This window comes from Pseudomonas sp. TH10 (assembly GCF_016651255.1).
Classification (GTDB): domain Bacteria; phylum Pseudomonadota; class Gammaproteobacteria; order Pseudomonadales; family Pseudomonadaceae; genus Aquipseudomonas.
Window position 1 is genome coordinate 1 of record NZ_JAEKEG010000035.1, and the last position, 16,779, is coordinate 16,779.

General features: G+C 56.3%; 12 protein-coding genes and 4 pseudogenes. 5 read left to right on the top strand and 11 right to left on the bottom strand.

The window, feature by feature from the left end:
• The first annotated feature begins 61 nt into the window (after positions 1-61).
• Positions 62-676 (top strand): dTMP kinase, encoded by a 615-nt coding sequence (locus JFT80_RS05255; protein ID WP_201147163.1) that lies wholly within the window; start codon positions 62-64, stop codon positions 674-676.
• A gap of 80 nt (positions 677-756) precedes the next feature.
• Here JFT80_RS05255 and JFT80_RS05260 read toward each other — a convergent pair whose 3' ends face one another.
• Positions 757-1,836, bottom strand: coding sequence for an aromatic ring-hydroxylating dioxygenase subunit alpha (locus JFT80_RS05260; RefSeq protein WP_201147164.1), 1,080 nt, complete (start codon positions 1,834-1,836; stop codon positions 757-759).
• A gap of 36 nt (positions 1,837-1,872) precedes the next feature.
• The gene (locus JFT80_RS05265; protein WP_201147165.1) at positions 1,873-2,826 is read right to left on the bottom strand and encodes a PDR/VanB family oxidoreductase; all 954 of its coding nucleotides are present in this window, start codon (positions 2,824-2,826) and stop codon (positions 1,873-1,875) included.
• A gap of 253 nt (positions 2,827-3,079) precedes the next feature.
• Here JFT80_RS05265 and JFT80_RS05270 point away from each other — a divergent pair, with 253 nt between their 5' ends.
• The 4 genes and pseudogenes from JFT80_RS05270 to JFT80_RS05285 all read left to right on the top strand — a co-directional run bounded on the left by JFT80_RS05270 (position 3,080) and on the right by JFT80_RS05285 (position 7,491).
• Entirely contained in the window at positions 3,080-3,586 is a 507-nt protein-coding gene (locus JFT80_RS05270; protein ID WP_201147166.1) for a MarR family winged helix-turn-helix transcriptional regulator, read from the top strand.
• Between the two features lie 89 nt (positions 3,587-3,675).
• Positions 3,676-4,726 (top strand): annotated as a pseudogene (locus tag JFT80_RS05275) (LacI family DNA-binding transcriptional regulator).
• Between the two features lie 250 nt (positions 4,727-4,976).
• Positions 4,977-6,293 (top strand): annotated as a pseudogene (locus tag JFT80_RS05280) (MFS transporter).
• Between the two features lie 37 nt (positions 6,294-6,330).
• A complete protein-coding gene (locus JFT80_RS05285; protein WP_201147167.1) occupies positions 6,331-7,491 on the top strand; it encodes a mandelate racemase/muconate lactonizing enzyme family protein in 1,161 nt (386 codons plus the stop codon).
• 311 nt (positions 7,492-7,802) lie between these two features.
• On the opposite strand, the gene JFT80_RS23855 is transcribed toward JFT80_RS05285, so the two are convergent.
• From JFT80_RS23855 to JFT80_RS05320, 9 genes and pseudogenes are all read right to left on the bottom strand, one after another.
• Entirely contained in the window at positions 7,803-8,669 is an 867-nt protein-coding gene (locus JFT80_RS23855; RefSeq protein ID WP_242482801.1) for an OprD family outer membrane porin, read from the bottom strand.
• Complete coding sequence (locus tag JFT80_RS23860; protein WP_242482802.1) at positions 8,605-9,144, bottom strand: OprD family outer membrane porin; 540 nt, start codon at positions 9,142-9,144, stop codon at positions 8,605-8,607. The genes JFT80_RS23855 and JFT80_RS23860 overlap by 65 nt, the downstream gene beginning before the upstream one ends.
• A gap of 211 nt (positions 9,145-9,355) precedes the next feature.
• Positions 9,356-10,540 carry a M20 aminoacylase family protein gene (locus tag JFT80_RS05295; RefSeq protein WP_201147168.1) on the bottom strand — a complete coding sequence of 395 codons (1,185 nt, stop codon included), beginning with the start codon at positions 10,538-10,540 and terminating at the stop codon, positions 9,356-9,358.
• Between the two features lie 4 nt (positions 10,541-10,544).
• Positions 10,545-11,733: pseudogene (locus JFT80_RS05300) on the bottom strand (MFS transporter).
• Positions 11,734-12,171: 438 nt separating this feature from the next.
• Positions 12,172-13,096: pseudogene (locus JFT80_RS05305) on the bottom strand (LysR family transcriptional regulator).
• A gap of 40 nt (positions 13,097-13,136) precedes the next feature.
• On the bottom strand, positions 13,137-14,063 hold the full coding sequence (locus JFT80_RS05310) for an AraC family transcriptional regulator (protein ID WP_201147169.1): 927 nt from the start codon (positions 14,061-14,063) through the stop codon (positions 13,137-13,139).
• Between the two features lie 172 nt (positions 14,064-14,235).
• A complete protein-coding gene (locus JFT80_RS05315; protein ID WP_307833048.1) occupies positions 14,236-14,613 on the bottom strand; it encodes a VOC family protein in 378 nt (125 codons plus the stop codon).
• Positions 14,610-14,777: a VOC family protein gene (locus tag JFT80_RS23870; RefSeq protein ID WP_242482804.1), complete on the bottom strand. Its 168-nt coding sequence runs from the start codon at positions 14,775-14,777 to the stop codon at positions 14,610-14,612. Before JFT80_RS23870 ends, JFT80_RS05315 begins: the two co-directional genes overlap by 4 nt.
• Before the next feature lie 256 nt (positions 14,778-15,033).
• Positions 15,034-16,668: an FAD-dependent oxidoreductase gene (locus JFT80_RS05320; protein ID WP_242482805.1), complete on the bottom strand. Its 1,635-nt coding sequence runs from the start codon at positions 16,666-16,668 to the stop codon at positions 15,034-15,036.
• Between the last annotated feature and the right edge of the window lie 111 nt (positions 16,669-16,779).

Below are 16,779 nucleotides of genomic sequence, written 5' to 3' on the forward strand. Positions count from 1 at the left end.
GCCAAGCGGTTGCAGCGAACGAACCGGGCCAAAAAATCGTATATCAATCGTTGTTTGAAGAATGAATCGTCCGCTGTTTGTTTCTCTGGATGGCCCCAAGGGAGCCGGAAAAACCACATTGTTGGAGGCCGTTACGAAAGTACTGAGGGCAGACAACAAAATGGTGATCCGGCTGTGCGAAAAAAAGCGATCCCTACAGGGGGAAACAATGGCCCTCGTGAACAAACTCGTCAGGCATCCCTCCCGGGATCTGGAATTGGAAGTTTGTGAGCGCCTGGCTGATAGCCGTAACTGGATTTCCCGGCATGTGCTGGCTAAACAGCCGCCAGGCAGCATCGTCCTGATCGATCGCTGGTACCCGTCTGATGCTGCGTTTCGCCGGATAGTCCCGTTTGCAGAAATTCTTCAGTTGAACATTGATCGAAACGTGCAAGTGCCAGACCTGCACGTCGGGGTTGTCACCGCCCCTGAAATTTCATGGGCGAGGGCCGCAGCCCGGCGGCGTGGGCTGAGCAGTACCGTGATCCACAAGCTGGAAGAACAGGTTGCTTGTACCCAGGCGTTCGAGCGAGCGGTTGCAGATCACGGCTGGGTGTTATGCCGTAACGAAGGAACGATCGAAGACGCAACGATGCAGGTGGTTTCCGCGATCCATCAAGTCCTTCAATGCCCGTAGGCGAAGGTTATCGGGCTGGTTTGTGTTCATGAGAGTGTGAGACCTGCTCAACAGTGCTGTTCTGGACGGTTCTTGATTGATCATCGAGAGGCTTGGCGAAGTTGCTCGATTATCCTGCGTGCGCGGTTTGCTCCCACGTCCACATGAATGTCGACCATCGGCTTGGGGCCGAACTCGAGCATGTTCCGGTACTGAGCTTCGATAACGACCTTATCCTCATCAAAGGTCATGGCTGTCTGTTCGACGACCTTCGCCATCACTTCTTTGGAATTGCTCTTCGGATTGGATGCGATCGTCCAGAAGTAGTGGCTGGTGGTTTGCGTTTCCGGGGTCACGCCGTGGAAACCGCGCATATGGAATCCTCCGCGCTGTGGGTCATCGAGCGACACTGTGTTTGCATCAGCCGCCCCTGTCCAAATGCGCAGATGCGTCACCTGGAACTCGATTTCCTGCCAACGATCCACTTTGCCATGGAAAGGATAGGCCGCAGTGTACGTGGGGGGCGGTACCGAATCCGGCAGGTGACGAGTCACCTTCACAGTGGCCTCATCGCTTTCGACACGCATTTGCGCATTCATGTGGATCTTTGCATTGCCGCCGATTGTGTGCAGGTGCACGTAGCCCAGATGGCTCAGATCAAGGAGGTTGTCATGGATGAGCTGGTAGGGCGCGTCATAGTGATAAACGTCCCCTTCGAAGAGATATTCGCCCTTGGTGTGGATGTCGTATGCCGGAGGCTCACTGGCGGGCTCCTGTTGATCAGTGCTACCAAACCAGATCCAGATGATCTGATCGCGTTCCTTTACGTGATAAGCAGGAACTTTTGCTTTGGCAGGAATTTTCGCCTGACCGGGCACTTCCAGGCATTGTCCTTTACCGTCGAATAGCAGTCCGTGATAGCCACAGCGCACGCCTTGCTCTTCCAGGCTGCCGTGAGAGAGAGGCAGCGCTCGATGGCAGCAGCGATCCTCCAGGGCTGCTACCTGACCATCTGCTGTGCGGAACAGAACAACGGGATGACTGAGCAAGGTTCTACCCACTGGCTTGTCCTTGAGCTCCCAGGAAAATCCTGCGACGTACCATTGATTGAGTGGGAACTTGGGTAGCTCGGTCAGTGCTCCAACTTCATAGGCAAGGGACTGGGTTTGCGGCGTACTCATGGCGATCTCCGATTCTCAGGTTGTTCTTGTCAGGGGTCACAGATCCAGCACAAGGCGTGGACCGTTAGAGCGGGAACAGCAAGGTGTGAAGCTGTCGTTGCGAGCGTGTTCCAGGGCGTTCATATACTGATCCCGATGGTCAGGTTCACCCGCCAGAACGCGAGTAATACAAGCGCCGCAGATGCCTTGCTCGCAGGAACTTTCGACCTCCACATCGTGCTCAAGCAGCACTTCAAGAGCGGTCTTTTGCGCAGGAACTTCGAGTACACGACCCGAGCGGGACAGCTCGATTTCGAACGGCCGATCGCCTTCGAGAACCTGAGGCGGGGCGCTAAAGTCTTCCCGGTTGATCTGTTGGTCACACCATCCAGCCGCCTTCGCGGTGGATTGAATGTGTGACATGAAACCTGATGGGCCGCAGACGTACAGCTGATCGCCAGCGACTGGATTCGCCAGGATCCAAGCAGCATCCAGGCGTTGCTCAGCCGGGCCATTATCAACATGAATCCGGAGATGATCAGCGAAAGGTGCTTCGTTCAGGATTCCCAGAAATGCCAATCGCTCAATAGATCGACCACAATAGTGAAGCTCAAAGAGCTTGCCCGCTGCGATTAAGGTGTGGGCCATAGCGAGAATCGGAGTGATGCCGATACCACCGGCGAACAAGACATAGCGACTGCCTGAAAGGTCTAGGTCGAAGAGATTTCGGGGCATGCCAATGGAGAGAACCGAACCCACTGAAACATGGGCATGCATGCTTCTGGATCCGCCACGAGACGCGGGCTCGTCCAGTACAGCAATGACGTACCTGCCGCGTTCGTGGGGAGCGTTGCACAGCGAATACTGCCGGGTAATGCCTGGAGCCACATGCACGTCGACATGTGCCCCGGCAGAGAACGCCGGTAGTTCAGCACCGTTGGTAGCCAACAGTTCGAAGCTGCAGACACCGGCAGCTTCAGATATTTTACGAGATACATAAACTTCGAGCATGAGCGTAACCCCACCGCGGATGTGCAGTGTTTGAAGGCAAACGGATGTTGAGCCGGCGTTAGCGGCTAAAGGCGTTAAGCGTGCAGATCAAAAGGGGGGATCGGAGCAGGCAAGTCATCACACGGTACCTCTGAATTTTTTATTGTTTTGTCGCGCGCTTATGATGCGCACGTGCAATCGTTGTGTGATTCTTATCCTAAGCATTTTGGTTGCGGTGTCAACTAATTATATCGACTGTCAGGAACCATTCGTCATGACCCAACCCTCTCCCCTGAATCTGGATCAATACGTTCCTGCATTGCTGACTTCGCTGACCAACAAGATGGCGAGCGGTGCTTCAGCTTGCTACCGCAAGCACTTCGGGATCGGAATCGTTGAGTGGCGGGTGCTGGCAATGCTTGCTGTAGAAGACAAAATAAGCGCAAACCGGGTGGTCCAGGTCATTGGGCTGGACAAAAGTGCCGTGAGCCGAGCGCTGAAGTTGTTAGAGCTCGAGGGTCATGTGTCTACGCAAGTCGATGTGGAGGACGCTCGCCGATACACCGTATCTCTGACACCGTCAGGTCGTAAGCTGCATGACCAAGTGCTGGTGACGGCCCTCGAGAGAGAGAGGCTGCTCCTGGCGAATCTTGAGAAAGCAGAAATTGAAACGCTAATTGGTTTCTTGCATCGCATGAGCGCTCAGCTGGACGCAGTGAATGCAGTAGAGCCAGATGTCGCCAGTTGCCTCCATCCTGTTGGGCTAAATCAAGTATCGTGAATGTTGTGCTGGTCTTTGGTAGATTCGGCTGACAAACGGACTGCTTGGCACGCAGCTTCAGATACTGAGCTTTAAATTCGGAAATCTTCATGGCAAAGAAATCAGCGGCTCCCTCCACCGACAGTTTGATCACGGCAGCCAAGAAGGGTTCCAGCCTGACGTTGATCGATGTTGCCAAGGTTGCGGGTGTTTCGCCGATGACCGTCTCCCGGGCATTGCACAGGCCGGAATTGGTTAACGAGGATACTCGGGAAAAAGTTCGTGAAGCCGTGCGTAAGACTGGGTACGTACCGAACATGTTGGCCGGGGGACTTGCCAGTAATAAAAGCCGTTTGGTAGCGATTTTCCTCCCCACTATCGCGAACTCGATTTTCGCAGACACGGTGCAGTCATTGATGGACCGTCTGACCCAGGCGGGGTACCAGACACTCCTGGGTCTTACGGGCTACTCTGCCGAGCAGGAAGAAAGCTTGCTTGAAGCTGTACTTGGTCGGCGTCCGGACGGGATTGTCTTGACTGGCACACTCCACACCGAATCAAGTCGGTTACGTCTGGCTCAAGCGGGTATACCAGTCGTTGAGGCTTGGGACTTGAGCGAGGCCCCTTTGGATATGCTGGTCGGTTTTTCTCATGAAAAAGTGGGGAGGAGACCGCCCGGCATTTGTTGAAAAAGGGCTACAAGCGTTTCTCGGTGGTGACGATCAGTGACCCTCGCGGGCTGCGCCGTTGCAACAGCCTTATCGCGGAGTTGAAGCGCCAGGGCATCGAAGAAGTCCCTATGGAAGTGCTGGCGGCACCCGCCACGCTCGAGGTAGGCAGGGAAGGGCTTCGGCGGCTTTGGAACAGCCGGTTCAACCCGACATCGTGGTATGCAGCTCTGACACAGTGGCACAAGGCGTATTGGCAGAAGCCGCCAGCCGAGCGATGAATGTGCCGTCTGACATTGCCGTCATGGGTTTCGGGGACTTGAGCAGCGCGGCCCAGGTTTATCCGTCGTTGTCGACCGTCAGCGTCGATGGCAAAAACATTGGCCTGCAAGTGGCACAGGCACTGCTTGAGCGATTTGAATATCCGAATGGCGATCATCAACCTGTGCGAATTGATACAGGTTTCACCCTCATAGACCGCGCCAGTACCTGATCTGAAAATCTCGAATATCAACGTGTGCACTGTTGAATGATTGCGCAATCAGTGTAGTATTGGTTCAAAGGCCCTATCAAAGGCCTTTTTTAACCATTCAAATGATTGCGCAATCATTGCGCGGTCATGCCGCTACCAGGAGCTGTAAGGGCCACACGGATTCGAAGTTGTACTCACAATAAGGAAAATAATAGTGATCAAACCTACGCAAGCGATAGCGAAGACAAACGTCCGCTATCTCATCCTCGTGATGATCTTCATCGTCACAGTGTTCAACTACGTCGACCGGGCGACGCTGTCCATTGCAGCCCCCAGCATGCGCACAGATCTCGGCTTCGATGCCATGACCATGGGCATCGCTTTCTCGGCATTCGGGTGGGCGTACACGTCCATGCAATTGCCTGGCGGGATCATCCTCGATCGATACGGCTCTCGCGTCGTTCTCGGAATGAGCCTCATCATCTGGTCGGTTTTTACTTTCCTGCAAGGCTACGTTGATCTGTTCAGTTCGGCGTTTCTCGCGCTGTTTGTTTTGCGCTTCATGATGGGCGTAGCCGAAGCACCTGCGTTCCCGGCCAATAACCGTTTGACCGTTATGTGGTTTCCACGTCACGAACGGGGTTTGGCCACGGCGGTGTTCCAGTCCGCTCAGTATTTCGCACTGGCTGCCTTCACGCCCTTGATGGTCTGGCTGGTCAGCACTTGGGGCTGGCAGCACGTGTTTTGGGTTACAGGTGGCGCAGGTATCCTGATCGGTTTCTTGTGGTTTCGAATGGTTCAGGAGCCGCGCAAAGACAAACGTGCTAACCAGGCTGAACTGGACTACATCGAAGCCGGAGGTGGATTGCCAACCATCGGTGACGTTAAGACGCCATTCAGTTGGAAGCGCATGAAGGCCATCGGCGGCAATCGCATGATGGCGGGTATCTATCTTGGACAGTTTTGCCTGACGTCCATCACTTGGTTTTTCTGACCTGGTTCCCGACTTACCTGATCGAAGCCAAGGGCATGACCATGCTCAAGGTCGGACTGGTCGCGGCCATTCCACCCATTGCCGGTTGCTTGGGCGGCATGATCGGTGGCGTCTGGTCGGACTGGATGCTACGCAAAGGTTTTAGCCTCACCGCAGCACGCAAGACTCCCATCATCTGTGGCTTGTTACTTTCCAGTAGCATCATGGTCGCCAACTACACCCAGTCGATCACGTTGGTGATTCTGGTGATGTCCGTAGCCTTCTTTGCGAAAGGCGTGGGCAACCTGGGCTGGTGCATCGTCGGTGACGTGTCTCCGGCACGGGCCATGGGTGTCAGCGGTGCCATGTTCAACTTCTGGCGGCAACCTAGCCAGCATTGTTACTCCCATCGCCATCGGCGTAATGATCAACCAGCTGGGATCCTTCGATGTTGCACTGATGTACGTCGCGGGTATGGGTTTGCTGGGCGCTTTTTCTTACCTGTTCATCGTCGGGCCACTCAAGCGCCTGCAACTCGATGATTTTGAAGAGCTACCGGACAACCCCGTCGAAGGCGCTTCGCTTAACCCCAAATTGTCCCACCCTCGTACCTGATCTCTATCAAGACCTCATCCCTGTTAAGGAGAGCTCCATGCTCGCACAACAAAAATCTGTTAAATCCTCCGACGATGATCGCATTGCCTGGGTTCGGGTCTCCTCGGTAATCCTGCCTCTGGCCAATCCGATCAGCGATGCCAAAGTGCTAACGGGACGGCAAAAGCCAATGACCGAGATCGCCATCCTGTTCGCGGAAATCGAAACCATAGACGGTCACCGCGGCCTTGGTTTCAGCTACTCCAAGCGTGCAGGCGGGCCGGGGCAATTCGCCCATGCCAAGGAAGTCGCCCCGGCGCTGATTGGCGAGAACCCGAGTGACATCTCCAAGCTCTGGACCAAACTGTGCTGGGCCGGTGCGTCTGTAGGCCGCAGCGGCATGTCCACTCAGGCGATCGGTGCCTTCGACGTGGCGCTGTGGGATTTAAAAGCCAAGCGCGCCAACTTGTCGCTAGCCCGGTTGCTCGGCGCTCAACGTGATTCGGTACGTTGCTACAACACCTCAGGTGGTTTCCTTCACACTCCGCTTGACCAGTTGATGAGGAACACCGACCTGTCCCGCGAAAAGGGCATCGGAGGTATCAAACTGAAAGTCGGGCAGCCAGATTGTGCCATCGATATTCAACGTGTCAGTACGGTGCGCAAGCACTTGGGCGACAACTTCCCTCTGATGGTTGATGCCAACCAGCAATGGGATCGCCCGACCGCCCAGCGCATGTGCCGCCAATTCGAAGAGTACAACCTGATCTGGATTGAGGAACCGCTGGACTGCTATGACGCAGAAGGCCACGCCGCTTTAGCACAACAATTCGACACGCCGATTGCCACGGGCGAAATGCTTACCAGCGTTGCCGAGCATGCCGAGTTCATCAAGCTGCGAGGCGCTGACTTCCTGATGCCAGATGCACCACGAGTAGGTGGCATTACCCCGTACCTGAAGGTCGCCTCAATGGCCGAGCAAGCTGGACTTATGCTGGCGCCGCATTTTGCCATGGAGTTACACGTTCACTTGGCTGCCGCGTACCCGACCGAACCGTGGGTCGAACATTTCGAATGGCTTGAGCCTCTCTTCAATGAGCGCCTGGAAACGCGCGACGGCCGCATGCTGGTCCCCACGCGTCCGGGCTTGGGGTTGACACTCAGCGAGCAAGTCAAACCGTGGACAGTGCAAGAAGCTGACGTTGGCACTCGTCCCTGAGAAACTTTTGGTCGCTTGGTGTGTTTCGTACACCGGCGGCCTTTTTTATTCCACGTGCTTTCGGGCACGCAGCATCTGAACAGATATCTCCGATGTCGGTGGGCGCCAGCCATCGCGTCGTAGCCGGTGATCAGACGGTTTTTGCAAGAGTGACCTGCTCGGGTGTAGAAGGCACCCTTTGTCTGTACCGGCCAAAGGGGAAAACCGAATTCGAATACGTTGAATAAACAGCCACGTGGATGCGCCGCAAGGCCGGTTTTGCACCTGCGGCTGTTTAGCCGTTTCATCGCGCCAACATGCCGCTTGCTCGCCTAGAACACCTTGATCGGTACATTGACGATAAGCCTGAATTCATCAAGATTGCCTTCCAGTTGATACTCACTGGCACGGTGCGAAGAGTAACTGGTGATCAGACTGATGTTCTTGAAGGTGCCCGATTGCACCGTGTAGCTGGCATTGCCACCCACTTCATAGTGACTTTCACCGCGCTGCTTGAGTACCGAGTTGTAGATGCCGTTCGGGCCACCGTCGTAATGACTGCCGTCTATACCCATCCCCTTGATGTACCAGAGCGTTGTCTTGAGACCAGGCAGACCATAGGCCACCCAATCGTTGTTGTAGAACACCCCGATCGAGCGCTCATTGGGACCATTGAAGAAGGACATCATGGTGTTGGGCAGGCTGATGGCATTGGACTCGAAGGGATAATCGAAATATTCGTCGCCCTTGATCTGTTGAAGGCCAATCTTCAACGAGTGGTTGCGCCATTGGGGAGTGATAGTTAGACCGTAGGCCTGCTGATCGATTCTGCCGCCAATTTCGCGACCACTCGACTGGGTGTTGTAGGCGTCCAATTGCACATCGACGTTCACCGATCCCCAGTTGGTTTTCGTGCCCAGGCCCAAATACTCGCGATCCCAGATATCGTCGAAACGGGAGACATAGGCGCTGCTGCGCAAGCCAGCGCTCGACACATAGTCGGCCCCGGCGTAAGCGTTGAAGTCACTGGTGACCAGGGGCGAACCGTAAGTGGGACTCAAATCCTGGCTTCCGGCCCCGGTACGCGGCGAGCCCTTGTCGAAGTAGCCAGACTTGATCGTCAAACCTTCGACGTCATGACTTTCCAGAGACACACCATTGAACGTTGAAGGCAATGTACGGGTGTCGGTGTAGGACATCATCGGTGTCCTGACTTGCTGCCTCGCCAACCTTGAGCAGTGTGTCGGCGACCTTGAACTTCAGCGCCGCAATGCCAAGTTTGCTCCAGTCATCGACTACATCGCCGTCCTTGTCGACCAACAATCTATTACTGCCGCCCGCCGCCGCTATGCGGCTGCGCTCCAGCGCCACTGCCGAGAAGGTCGAAAGATCCAGCCCATACTTGACCGGCCCTTGAGTAAAGCCGGAGACGAAGTCGAGCCTGAAGCCTTCCAGCCAGGCCGTGCGGTCACGCAGCATGCGTACGCCGTCTGGTGTTTGCAGTTTGAAATAAGTGGCCTTGTGGCCGACCTCGTGTGAGTACCACTGACGGGTATTGAGCGTCAGTGAGCTGTCATCCAGAAAACCTTGTTCCTGGGCATGGACGTTGGAAGTAAGAACTGCGGCCGCCAGCGTGCCGACGGTGAATAATGCCAAGTTACCTGTGCGATACATAGACCATGCCTGTTGTTGTTTTTAGGGCAGATAAGAAGTAAGTCGCCTAGTCATCGTTTTGGAGTTTTTGCGCGGGCAGGGCGTGGCTCGACTTGCCCATCAGGCCGCAGAGGCCTGATGGTGGTCGTTCAGCTATTGGGTGCCGGTTTAGCGGCTCGAGCACTTTGAAGTCATCAACTATCGATGAAGATGTGGACCCAAGCCTGCGACCTCAGTGGAGATAATCCTTCACAAGTTTCAACCAGCAGTCGGAGCCGATACGAATCAACTCGTCATTGAAGTCGTAGTGGGGGTTATGCACGGAGCAGCCATGAAACTCGCCTTCGCCGTTGCCCAGGAAGAAGTAGCAGCCTGGGACCTCTGTCAACATCCACGCGAAGTCTTCTGTCGCCATGATCTTCGCCGCGTGCGGCAACAAGTGTCCGGGCTTGAATAGCGGCTCCAGGTAATGGCGAAGCATCTCCGTCTCCTCAGCAGTGTTGACGAGCGCCGGCGCCAGTTGCGTGGTTTCAAGTTCGATTTCAACGCCGAACATCTGTTCATGTCCCTGGGCGATCTCCGCCAGGCGCTGATTGATTTTGCCTTCGGTCTGCGCTGAGTCGGTACGCACGCTGATCAGCATCGATGCCGTGTCAGGAATGATGTTGTAGACGGTGCCGGCTTCGACCATGCCGATGCTGATCACGGCATGTTCATCGACGCGGAGATTGCGCGATTTCACTGTCTGGATCGCGTTGATCATACTGGCCAGAACCGGTATCGGATCTATGGCGCGCTCGGGCATTGCGCCATGACCGCCGCGACCTGTGATGAACACGCGCACGCATTCCGAAGAAGCCATGGTCGGGCCTGCCTGGATCACGGCAGTACCCACCGGTATTCCCGGCAAGTTGTGCAAGGCAAAAATTGCGTCACAAGGAAAACGGTTGAAAAGACCATCATCCATCATGGCCTTGGCGCCGCCCAGGCCTTCCTCGTCAGGCTGGAAAATCAGGTTGAGCGTGCCATTGAAATCGGGCGCCTGAGCGATGTGCCACGCTGCGGCCAGCAGGGTCGCGGTATGGCCGTCGTGGCCGCAGGCGTGCATGCGTCCCTCGATTCGGCTTGCATGGGCGAAGCGGTTTTTCTCCTGCATCGGCAGGGCATCCATGTCAGCGCGCAAGCCCAAGCGGCGCGTGCCGCTGCCTCTACGCAGTACGCCGACCACGCCATGTCCACCGATACCGCGATGAACGTCGTAGCCCCAGTCTTCGAGCTTGCGGGCCACCAACTCCGCGGTCAGCGGGGTGTCTGCGCCCAATTCAGGATTTTGGTGGATTTCACGGCGCAGCCGGATGAACGTGTCCAGGTCCAATTGTGCCAAGGTTTGGGTTCTGGTTTGGGTCAATGTATTCATCAGGTCACTCCCGACCAGGGTTTTCGGGAAACACAGCCAGGCACGCCAAACTGATGGCACCGCCGACAAGTAGATACAGTGCTGGCGCCTGGGGGTTATCCAGGGCCGCCGTGAGCTGAGTGGCGATCAACGGGGAGAACCCGCCGAACAAAGTAACGCCGAAGCTGTAACTGACGGCAGTGCCGAGCGCGCGGCGATTTTTGGAAAGGCTTCCATGATCAGGGCGAAGAAGGCACCCGAACCGATACAGCCGGGCAGCACCAGAAGCGCGATGACCAACATAGCCACCCACAAATTTGTGCTCAAGCCGAGCAGGTAGAAGGCTGGCCACGCCAGTAGCACGGGCAGGGTGATCGTCCAGGCCAGCAGCTTCTTGCGCAGGCCGTGTCGATCCGCAAAGCGCCCGGCCAAAGGTGTGATAACAGCCAGACAGGCACTTGCCACACAGGCGATAGCCAAGGCGCTACGTTGCGGGTAACCCAGGGTGACAGTCAGGTAGGCGGGCATATAGAAAATGAACAGGTAGATGCCGATGGTCGCGCTGGCCATCAGGCCAGTCGCCAGCAGGGTGTGACGCAGATCGATGTGGTCGCGCAACCGACCTTCGCGCTGGGTCGGGTGGGCTTCGTGTGTCTCCGGCAGGCAGCGACGGATGTACCAGCCCAGCGGCCCGATCAGTAGCCCCAGCACAAAGGGGAATGCGCCAACCCCAGCTTTCGAGGTCCTCGACGCTCAACGTGTTGTTGAGCAGCAGACCCAGACCAGCCCCCACCATGGCCGCGTAACCCTGACTGGCCGCCTGCCAACTCACATTGCGACAGCGATTGGCGGTAGCGCTGGACTCCATCAGGTAAACCGACGCAGTGCTCTATTTCCCCTCCCGCCGAAAAGCCCTGGGTGAGGCGGCCAGCCACTAGCATCAAAGTGCCGAACAAGCCGATGTCCTGATAGGAAGGCGCGAAGGCAATCATCGCGGTGCCGAAGGTCATCAAGCTGATCGTGAGGCTCAACGCGGCCTTGCGCCCACGGCGGTCGGCAAAGCGACCGATCACCAGAGCACCGACCGGGCGCATGAGGAACCCGACACCAAAGGTGGCCAACGACATCAGTAGAGATGCCATTGCCGACTGTGCGGGGAAGAAGTTCTTTGCGATCACTACAGCAAAGAAGCTGTAGATCGTGAAGTCATACATTTCCAGGGCATTGCCTAGAGCGCAAGCGACTGTGGCTTTTCTGGAACCGATCACGGAGGGCGTCGCGGCGCAGCGGAGGGGAGGCGCTTGCAGAGTTGTCGATCGATTTTTCCTGTGACAGTTTTGTTGTGGCCCGAATATCCGGCAAACACTGTCACTGCGCACTTGCGCTTTTCGTCGATGATTAACCATTAGTTATGATGCATAGCAACCTCTGGGAAAGGCAGCGTCAGTTCGGTGCGATATTGTCCGTTTATCGATCACGCGCACCCTTTTATGACAGCGACACAATCGACGTGGCAATCCGCGCAGGCTGCTGTTGTGCGGTGGAAACCAAATGACCTCCGGTTCAGGGTGTCCGGCCCCGGGAAACGGGGACAGACTTAACCGTTGGGCATATCGTTGCGTTTTTCTTAAGTTGCTCGAGTCGATTGCGCACTAGCGCGACGTATCGATTGACTGATTTTTTGAGAGTACGTTTTTGATAGCGTAGTAAAGGTCGCTGGCTGTCGTTGTCAGAGCGTTGCGGTCAATACAGACCAGGTAGATCGGGTACTCGGGGATACTTTCTTCGATCTTGACCTGTACCAGATCTTCGTTGAGCCCTTTGGGCAATGTGTTTTCCATTCCGGCTTCACTGAGCGTCATGAAAGCATCGGCGTGGTGCAACAGATCCAGGGCCAGCAATACCGATGAACACTCGGTTATTCGCTGCGGCGCAGGGATCTCATTGTCTTCGAACATTTGATAGAACTGGGATGAGTGATCGTCGATCGCATCGAGGCTGATCCAGTTCGCGAACTGCAGCTGGCGGAGAGAATGCGAGTGGCGCAGAGGGTTATTCCTTCGACAGACCACCAGCCCCTGCATGCGGCTCAACGCTTCCCAATCCAGGTTCAGCCTTTGTGTGTGCTGCTGCGAGGTAATGGCGAAATCCAGCGTACCGTCGCGTAGTCGCTGCAGCATCTGGTTGGGACGAAGGTCCACCAGGCGAATCCGGACACGTGGATTCTTCGTCTGGAACCCGGCAATGCATTCTCCCAGCCCTTTGAGCACTGATGTCAGGGACGTGACCCCGATGCTGACCTCACCGACCTGCATATCCCCTGATGTTTTCAGCCTCCAGTTGCAGTCGGCGCATGCTCTCGACCGTCAACTGTGCATGGCGAATGATGCGGCGACCTTCGTCGGTGAGCGACATTCCCCTGTGGGAACGCTGCAGCAGTGCCAAGCCCAGTTCGCTCTCCAGATCCTTGATTGATCGGCTGATGGCAGGCTGGGTGACATGCAGGATCTGCGAGGCCTCACTGATGCTTCCGGTCTGGTGGATGGCTACCAGTGCCCTGATTTGATGAAGTTTCACTTAACGACAGGTCCTTGCGGTGCGACGAAGGTGCTGCACGTTACTGCAAGGCCGAGGAGCAAAAAAGCCTGGAAACGTTTTTCTCGCGATACTGCTTGGGCGTCATGAACAGTTTTTCCTGGAACAGTCGGGTCATGTGGCTTTGGTCCGAGAACCCGCAATCCATGGCGACAGCTTTCAAAGGTACATCACGCACCGTAGACAGGATGCGCTCAGCCTTTTTCAAGCGACGCGACTGAACGTACTGATGGGGAGAGACTCCATACACCGCCCCGAACACCCGTACAAAGTATGAGGGGCTCAGGTCGACTATTGCGGCCATGTCTTTAACCGAAATCGGGTTGGACAGGTGTGAGTCGATGTACTGCTGAAGCTGGTCACGTTTGAGGTGTGTCAGGCGAGACGCTTGATCGTTGTCTCTCAAGTCACAGCGCACATACTGGCGAAGCAGATGAATGCACATCTGTATTTCCAGCGTCTGGGCAAAGAGGCTGCTTCCCGGTTCGCCACTCAGGCATTCCATTTCATAGGCGGCCATAAGCCTGGAGAGGGTCGCGTCGTTGATGATAGGGCAATGGTCGACAAAAACACGGTCAACATCCTGCTGAAAGACTTCATTGGCGACCTTGGCCATCATCGTTTGCGAGATGTAGATATGACTGACTTCGATATCGTTCATCCAGTACCACCTGGACGATTCGCCTCGCGTCAAAATGGTCACGTCGTTATCGCCAACGGACCATTTTTGCCATTGCTTGCCATCGTGGAAACCCAGATTGGATGTTCCCGATTTCCATCGCACCAATTCGTAATCGCGCATGCACGGTATGCTGACTTCGGTTTTGTCAAAGCGGTAGCCCCGGATCGACATGCCGTTATCGGATGCCGTCTCGACGGTACCGTTGATCGTGACTTCGCCTGGGATAACGTCCAGCATTTTTTCTGGCGTTAGGAGGATGGCACTCATCACAACTCCCTTTTTATTGGCAGTGGAGTTTTTTTTAACAGCTATTGGCAGTTTTAGAATGTTGATCGCAGTGTTATGACATTCAAAAAGCTAACACATCCTCAGAGTTTGTACGCAAAACAGGCTTGCCATCGATCGGGGATTTCCACCCGACCGCCTGGCAAGCCTTCTCTTACTGCTCCTGGATTTCGTGATCACTCGGCTCGGTCAACCCCGGTCGCCATCGACGCAAATGAGTGTGACGCTCGTAGGCCTGCGCCGACGGGTAAGTCACCAGTTCAATCGTGCTTCCCCAAGGCGTGCGAGTGTAGACGTAACGATTACCTTTCCCGGCGTCACCGCCCGGGAGCTCACCAGGACGGCTGAGCAGGGTTCCACCGGCCTTCTCCAGTTGTTCGGCCGCAGCGTCGATATCGTCAACATAGATGCAAATGTGCTGAATACCCAAGTCGCTTGGAACTACTGGCTGCGACTGCCGCACCCCGGTGTAGGAAAACAGCTCCAGGTTGGGACCGTTGCCAAGGCGCAGCATGCGGATTGCGCTAATCACGGCTCCGGGTGCGATCCCCAGTCCTGCCTCCACTTCAGGCCCCCCAAGGGCGCTTCAAGCATGTCGTAAAGTTTCTCGGCACCGAAAGCCTCGACGAAGAACTGGGTCGCCGCTTCAAGATCGGGAACGGTAATGCCTACGTGTTCGATCGCGCGAACATTCATGCCAACTCTCCTATTTTTGCTGCCGCCCAGAAGCCAGACTGGGTCGCCTCGTACATCCGACCGCCGCGGGACCTCGTTCCGATACTATGGACGCGAATGTCATCGACGGCCGACGCCAGGACAGTCGAGGCATTGCGCGCAGTCGCCATCACCACGTAGCCGTCACCGGGCGCCGCGACTGCCGTTCTGATCGATACGTCGAGACTGTTGAGAAGGCCGCTCAGATGGTCGCGCTGCATATCATTGGTATCGATTACTACCCCATCTGCAGGGGAGAGGAGGCTGACTTTTTACCCTGCTCGGCCAGCCACAGGGCGGCAAACATTGCAGTCTCTGTTTCTCCAAACACGGTGACTTCGTCAGCCACGGGCAGAGCCGCGTTTGCCAGCATGTCGGCCACATCCGGGCCCTGATTCTGCGCAACGGTTCCGGTGGCGAGCAATACGGTGTCCCATGGGGCCAAGTCGATGTCGGTCGCATCGGTATTGAGTTGCACGTCGACGGCCACGCGTTCGAGTTCGCTCTCGTAGAAGTGGATCATGTTCGTGACCTCCATGCGAAACGGGCTCGCAGCGGCCCAGGCATGAAGCTGGCCGCCGATGCGACCTGATTTCTCGACCAAGCGCACACTGTGCCCACGCTCGGCAGCCAGGATCGCGGCTTCACAGCCGGCAGGCCCGCCACCGACGACCAGAATCCGCTGCTGTACGGAAGCAGGTCGACGAGCGTCACTCGCCCGACGCTCCTGTCCCAGCGTGGGGTTTATCACGCACTGGGTACCCTTACCGTTGAACATCCACCGTGAGATGCACTCATTGACCGCAAGGCAGCGGCGGACACTCTGTGGTTGCCCGCGCCGTGTCTTGTTTATCGTTTCGGGGTCCGCTAGACCCGAGCGACCCAAGGCCACAAAGTCGAGCTCGCCGTCAGACACCGCTTGTGCCATCTCGTCGAGCAGCCAGGTGAGACGACCGACGCCGATTACCGGGATCGAGACACGCTTTTTCACCAGCTTGGCGTAATCCACGAGTGATCCTGGCGCGACCATCGGCAGCAACGTCATCGCCGTGTCGTAGTTCCCGGCACTGACATCCAGGGCGTCGACGTAAGGTTCGAGCATTTCGCAAAAGGCCAGGCCATCTTCCAATGAGAGACCGCCCTCGTAAGGCTCCATGACGCTCAGGCGATACAGGATCGGGAAATCCGCACCGACCTGTGCGCGAATCCCGCGCACGACGTCGAGTGCAAAACGGGCACGGTTCTCCAGGGAACCGCCCCAGCGATCAGTGCGTTTATTTGTAAAAGGTGAGAGAAACTGACCGAGCAGATAGCCATGTGCACCGTGCAGTTCAACGGCATCAAAGCCAGCAGCCACGGCGCGCCGGGCACCTTGGACATACTTGTCGATCAGTCCCGGAATTTCATGTTCTTCGATCGCTCGTGGCGGGGTGCCGAACGCGCTGGTGATGCCTGCAGTCGGCGCGAGAGGCGGTTCGTTACGTTCCGTGTTGCCTTGGGAGTTCTGGCGCCCGGTGTGGTGCAACTGCACCGCGATTTTTGCGCCTTCACCGTGGACAGCGTCGACCAGATTGCTGAGTGCGCCAATGAACCTGTCGTGGTCAATTCGCATAGGGTGGCCGGCTGTGCGCCCGACTTCCCAGTCGATAGAGGTGTTCTCTGTAATGATGAGACCAACGCCTCCACGAGCGCGGGCCCGATGGTATTCGATGAGCTTATCGTCAATTTCACCGAAGGTGCTCGCGAACTGAGTGAAGATCGGTGCCTGCACGAAACGGTTGCGCAATTGCAGGGAGCCGATCCTCCCTGGCTGGTAGAGCGCCGCGGCAGGGCTGTCTGAAGCCACAAGATTTCGGATGTCTGGGTGTGCCATTGCCATCTCCTCATTATTTTTTTTGAGGTTTGAGCATGGAGTGAGAGGCGGCCTGAGTATTGAACATTCATGCCGAGGCGTTGAAGAATCCTGCTTTAGCACCGCAGAGGT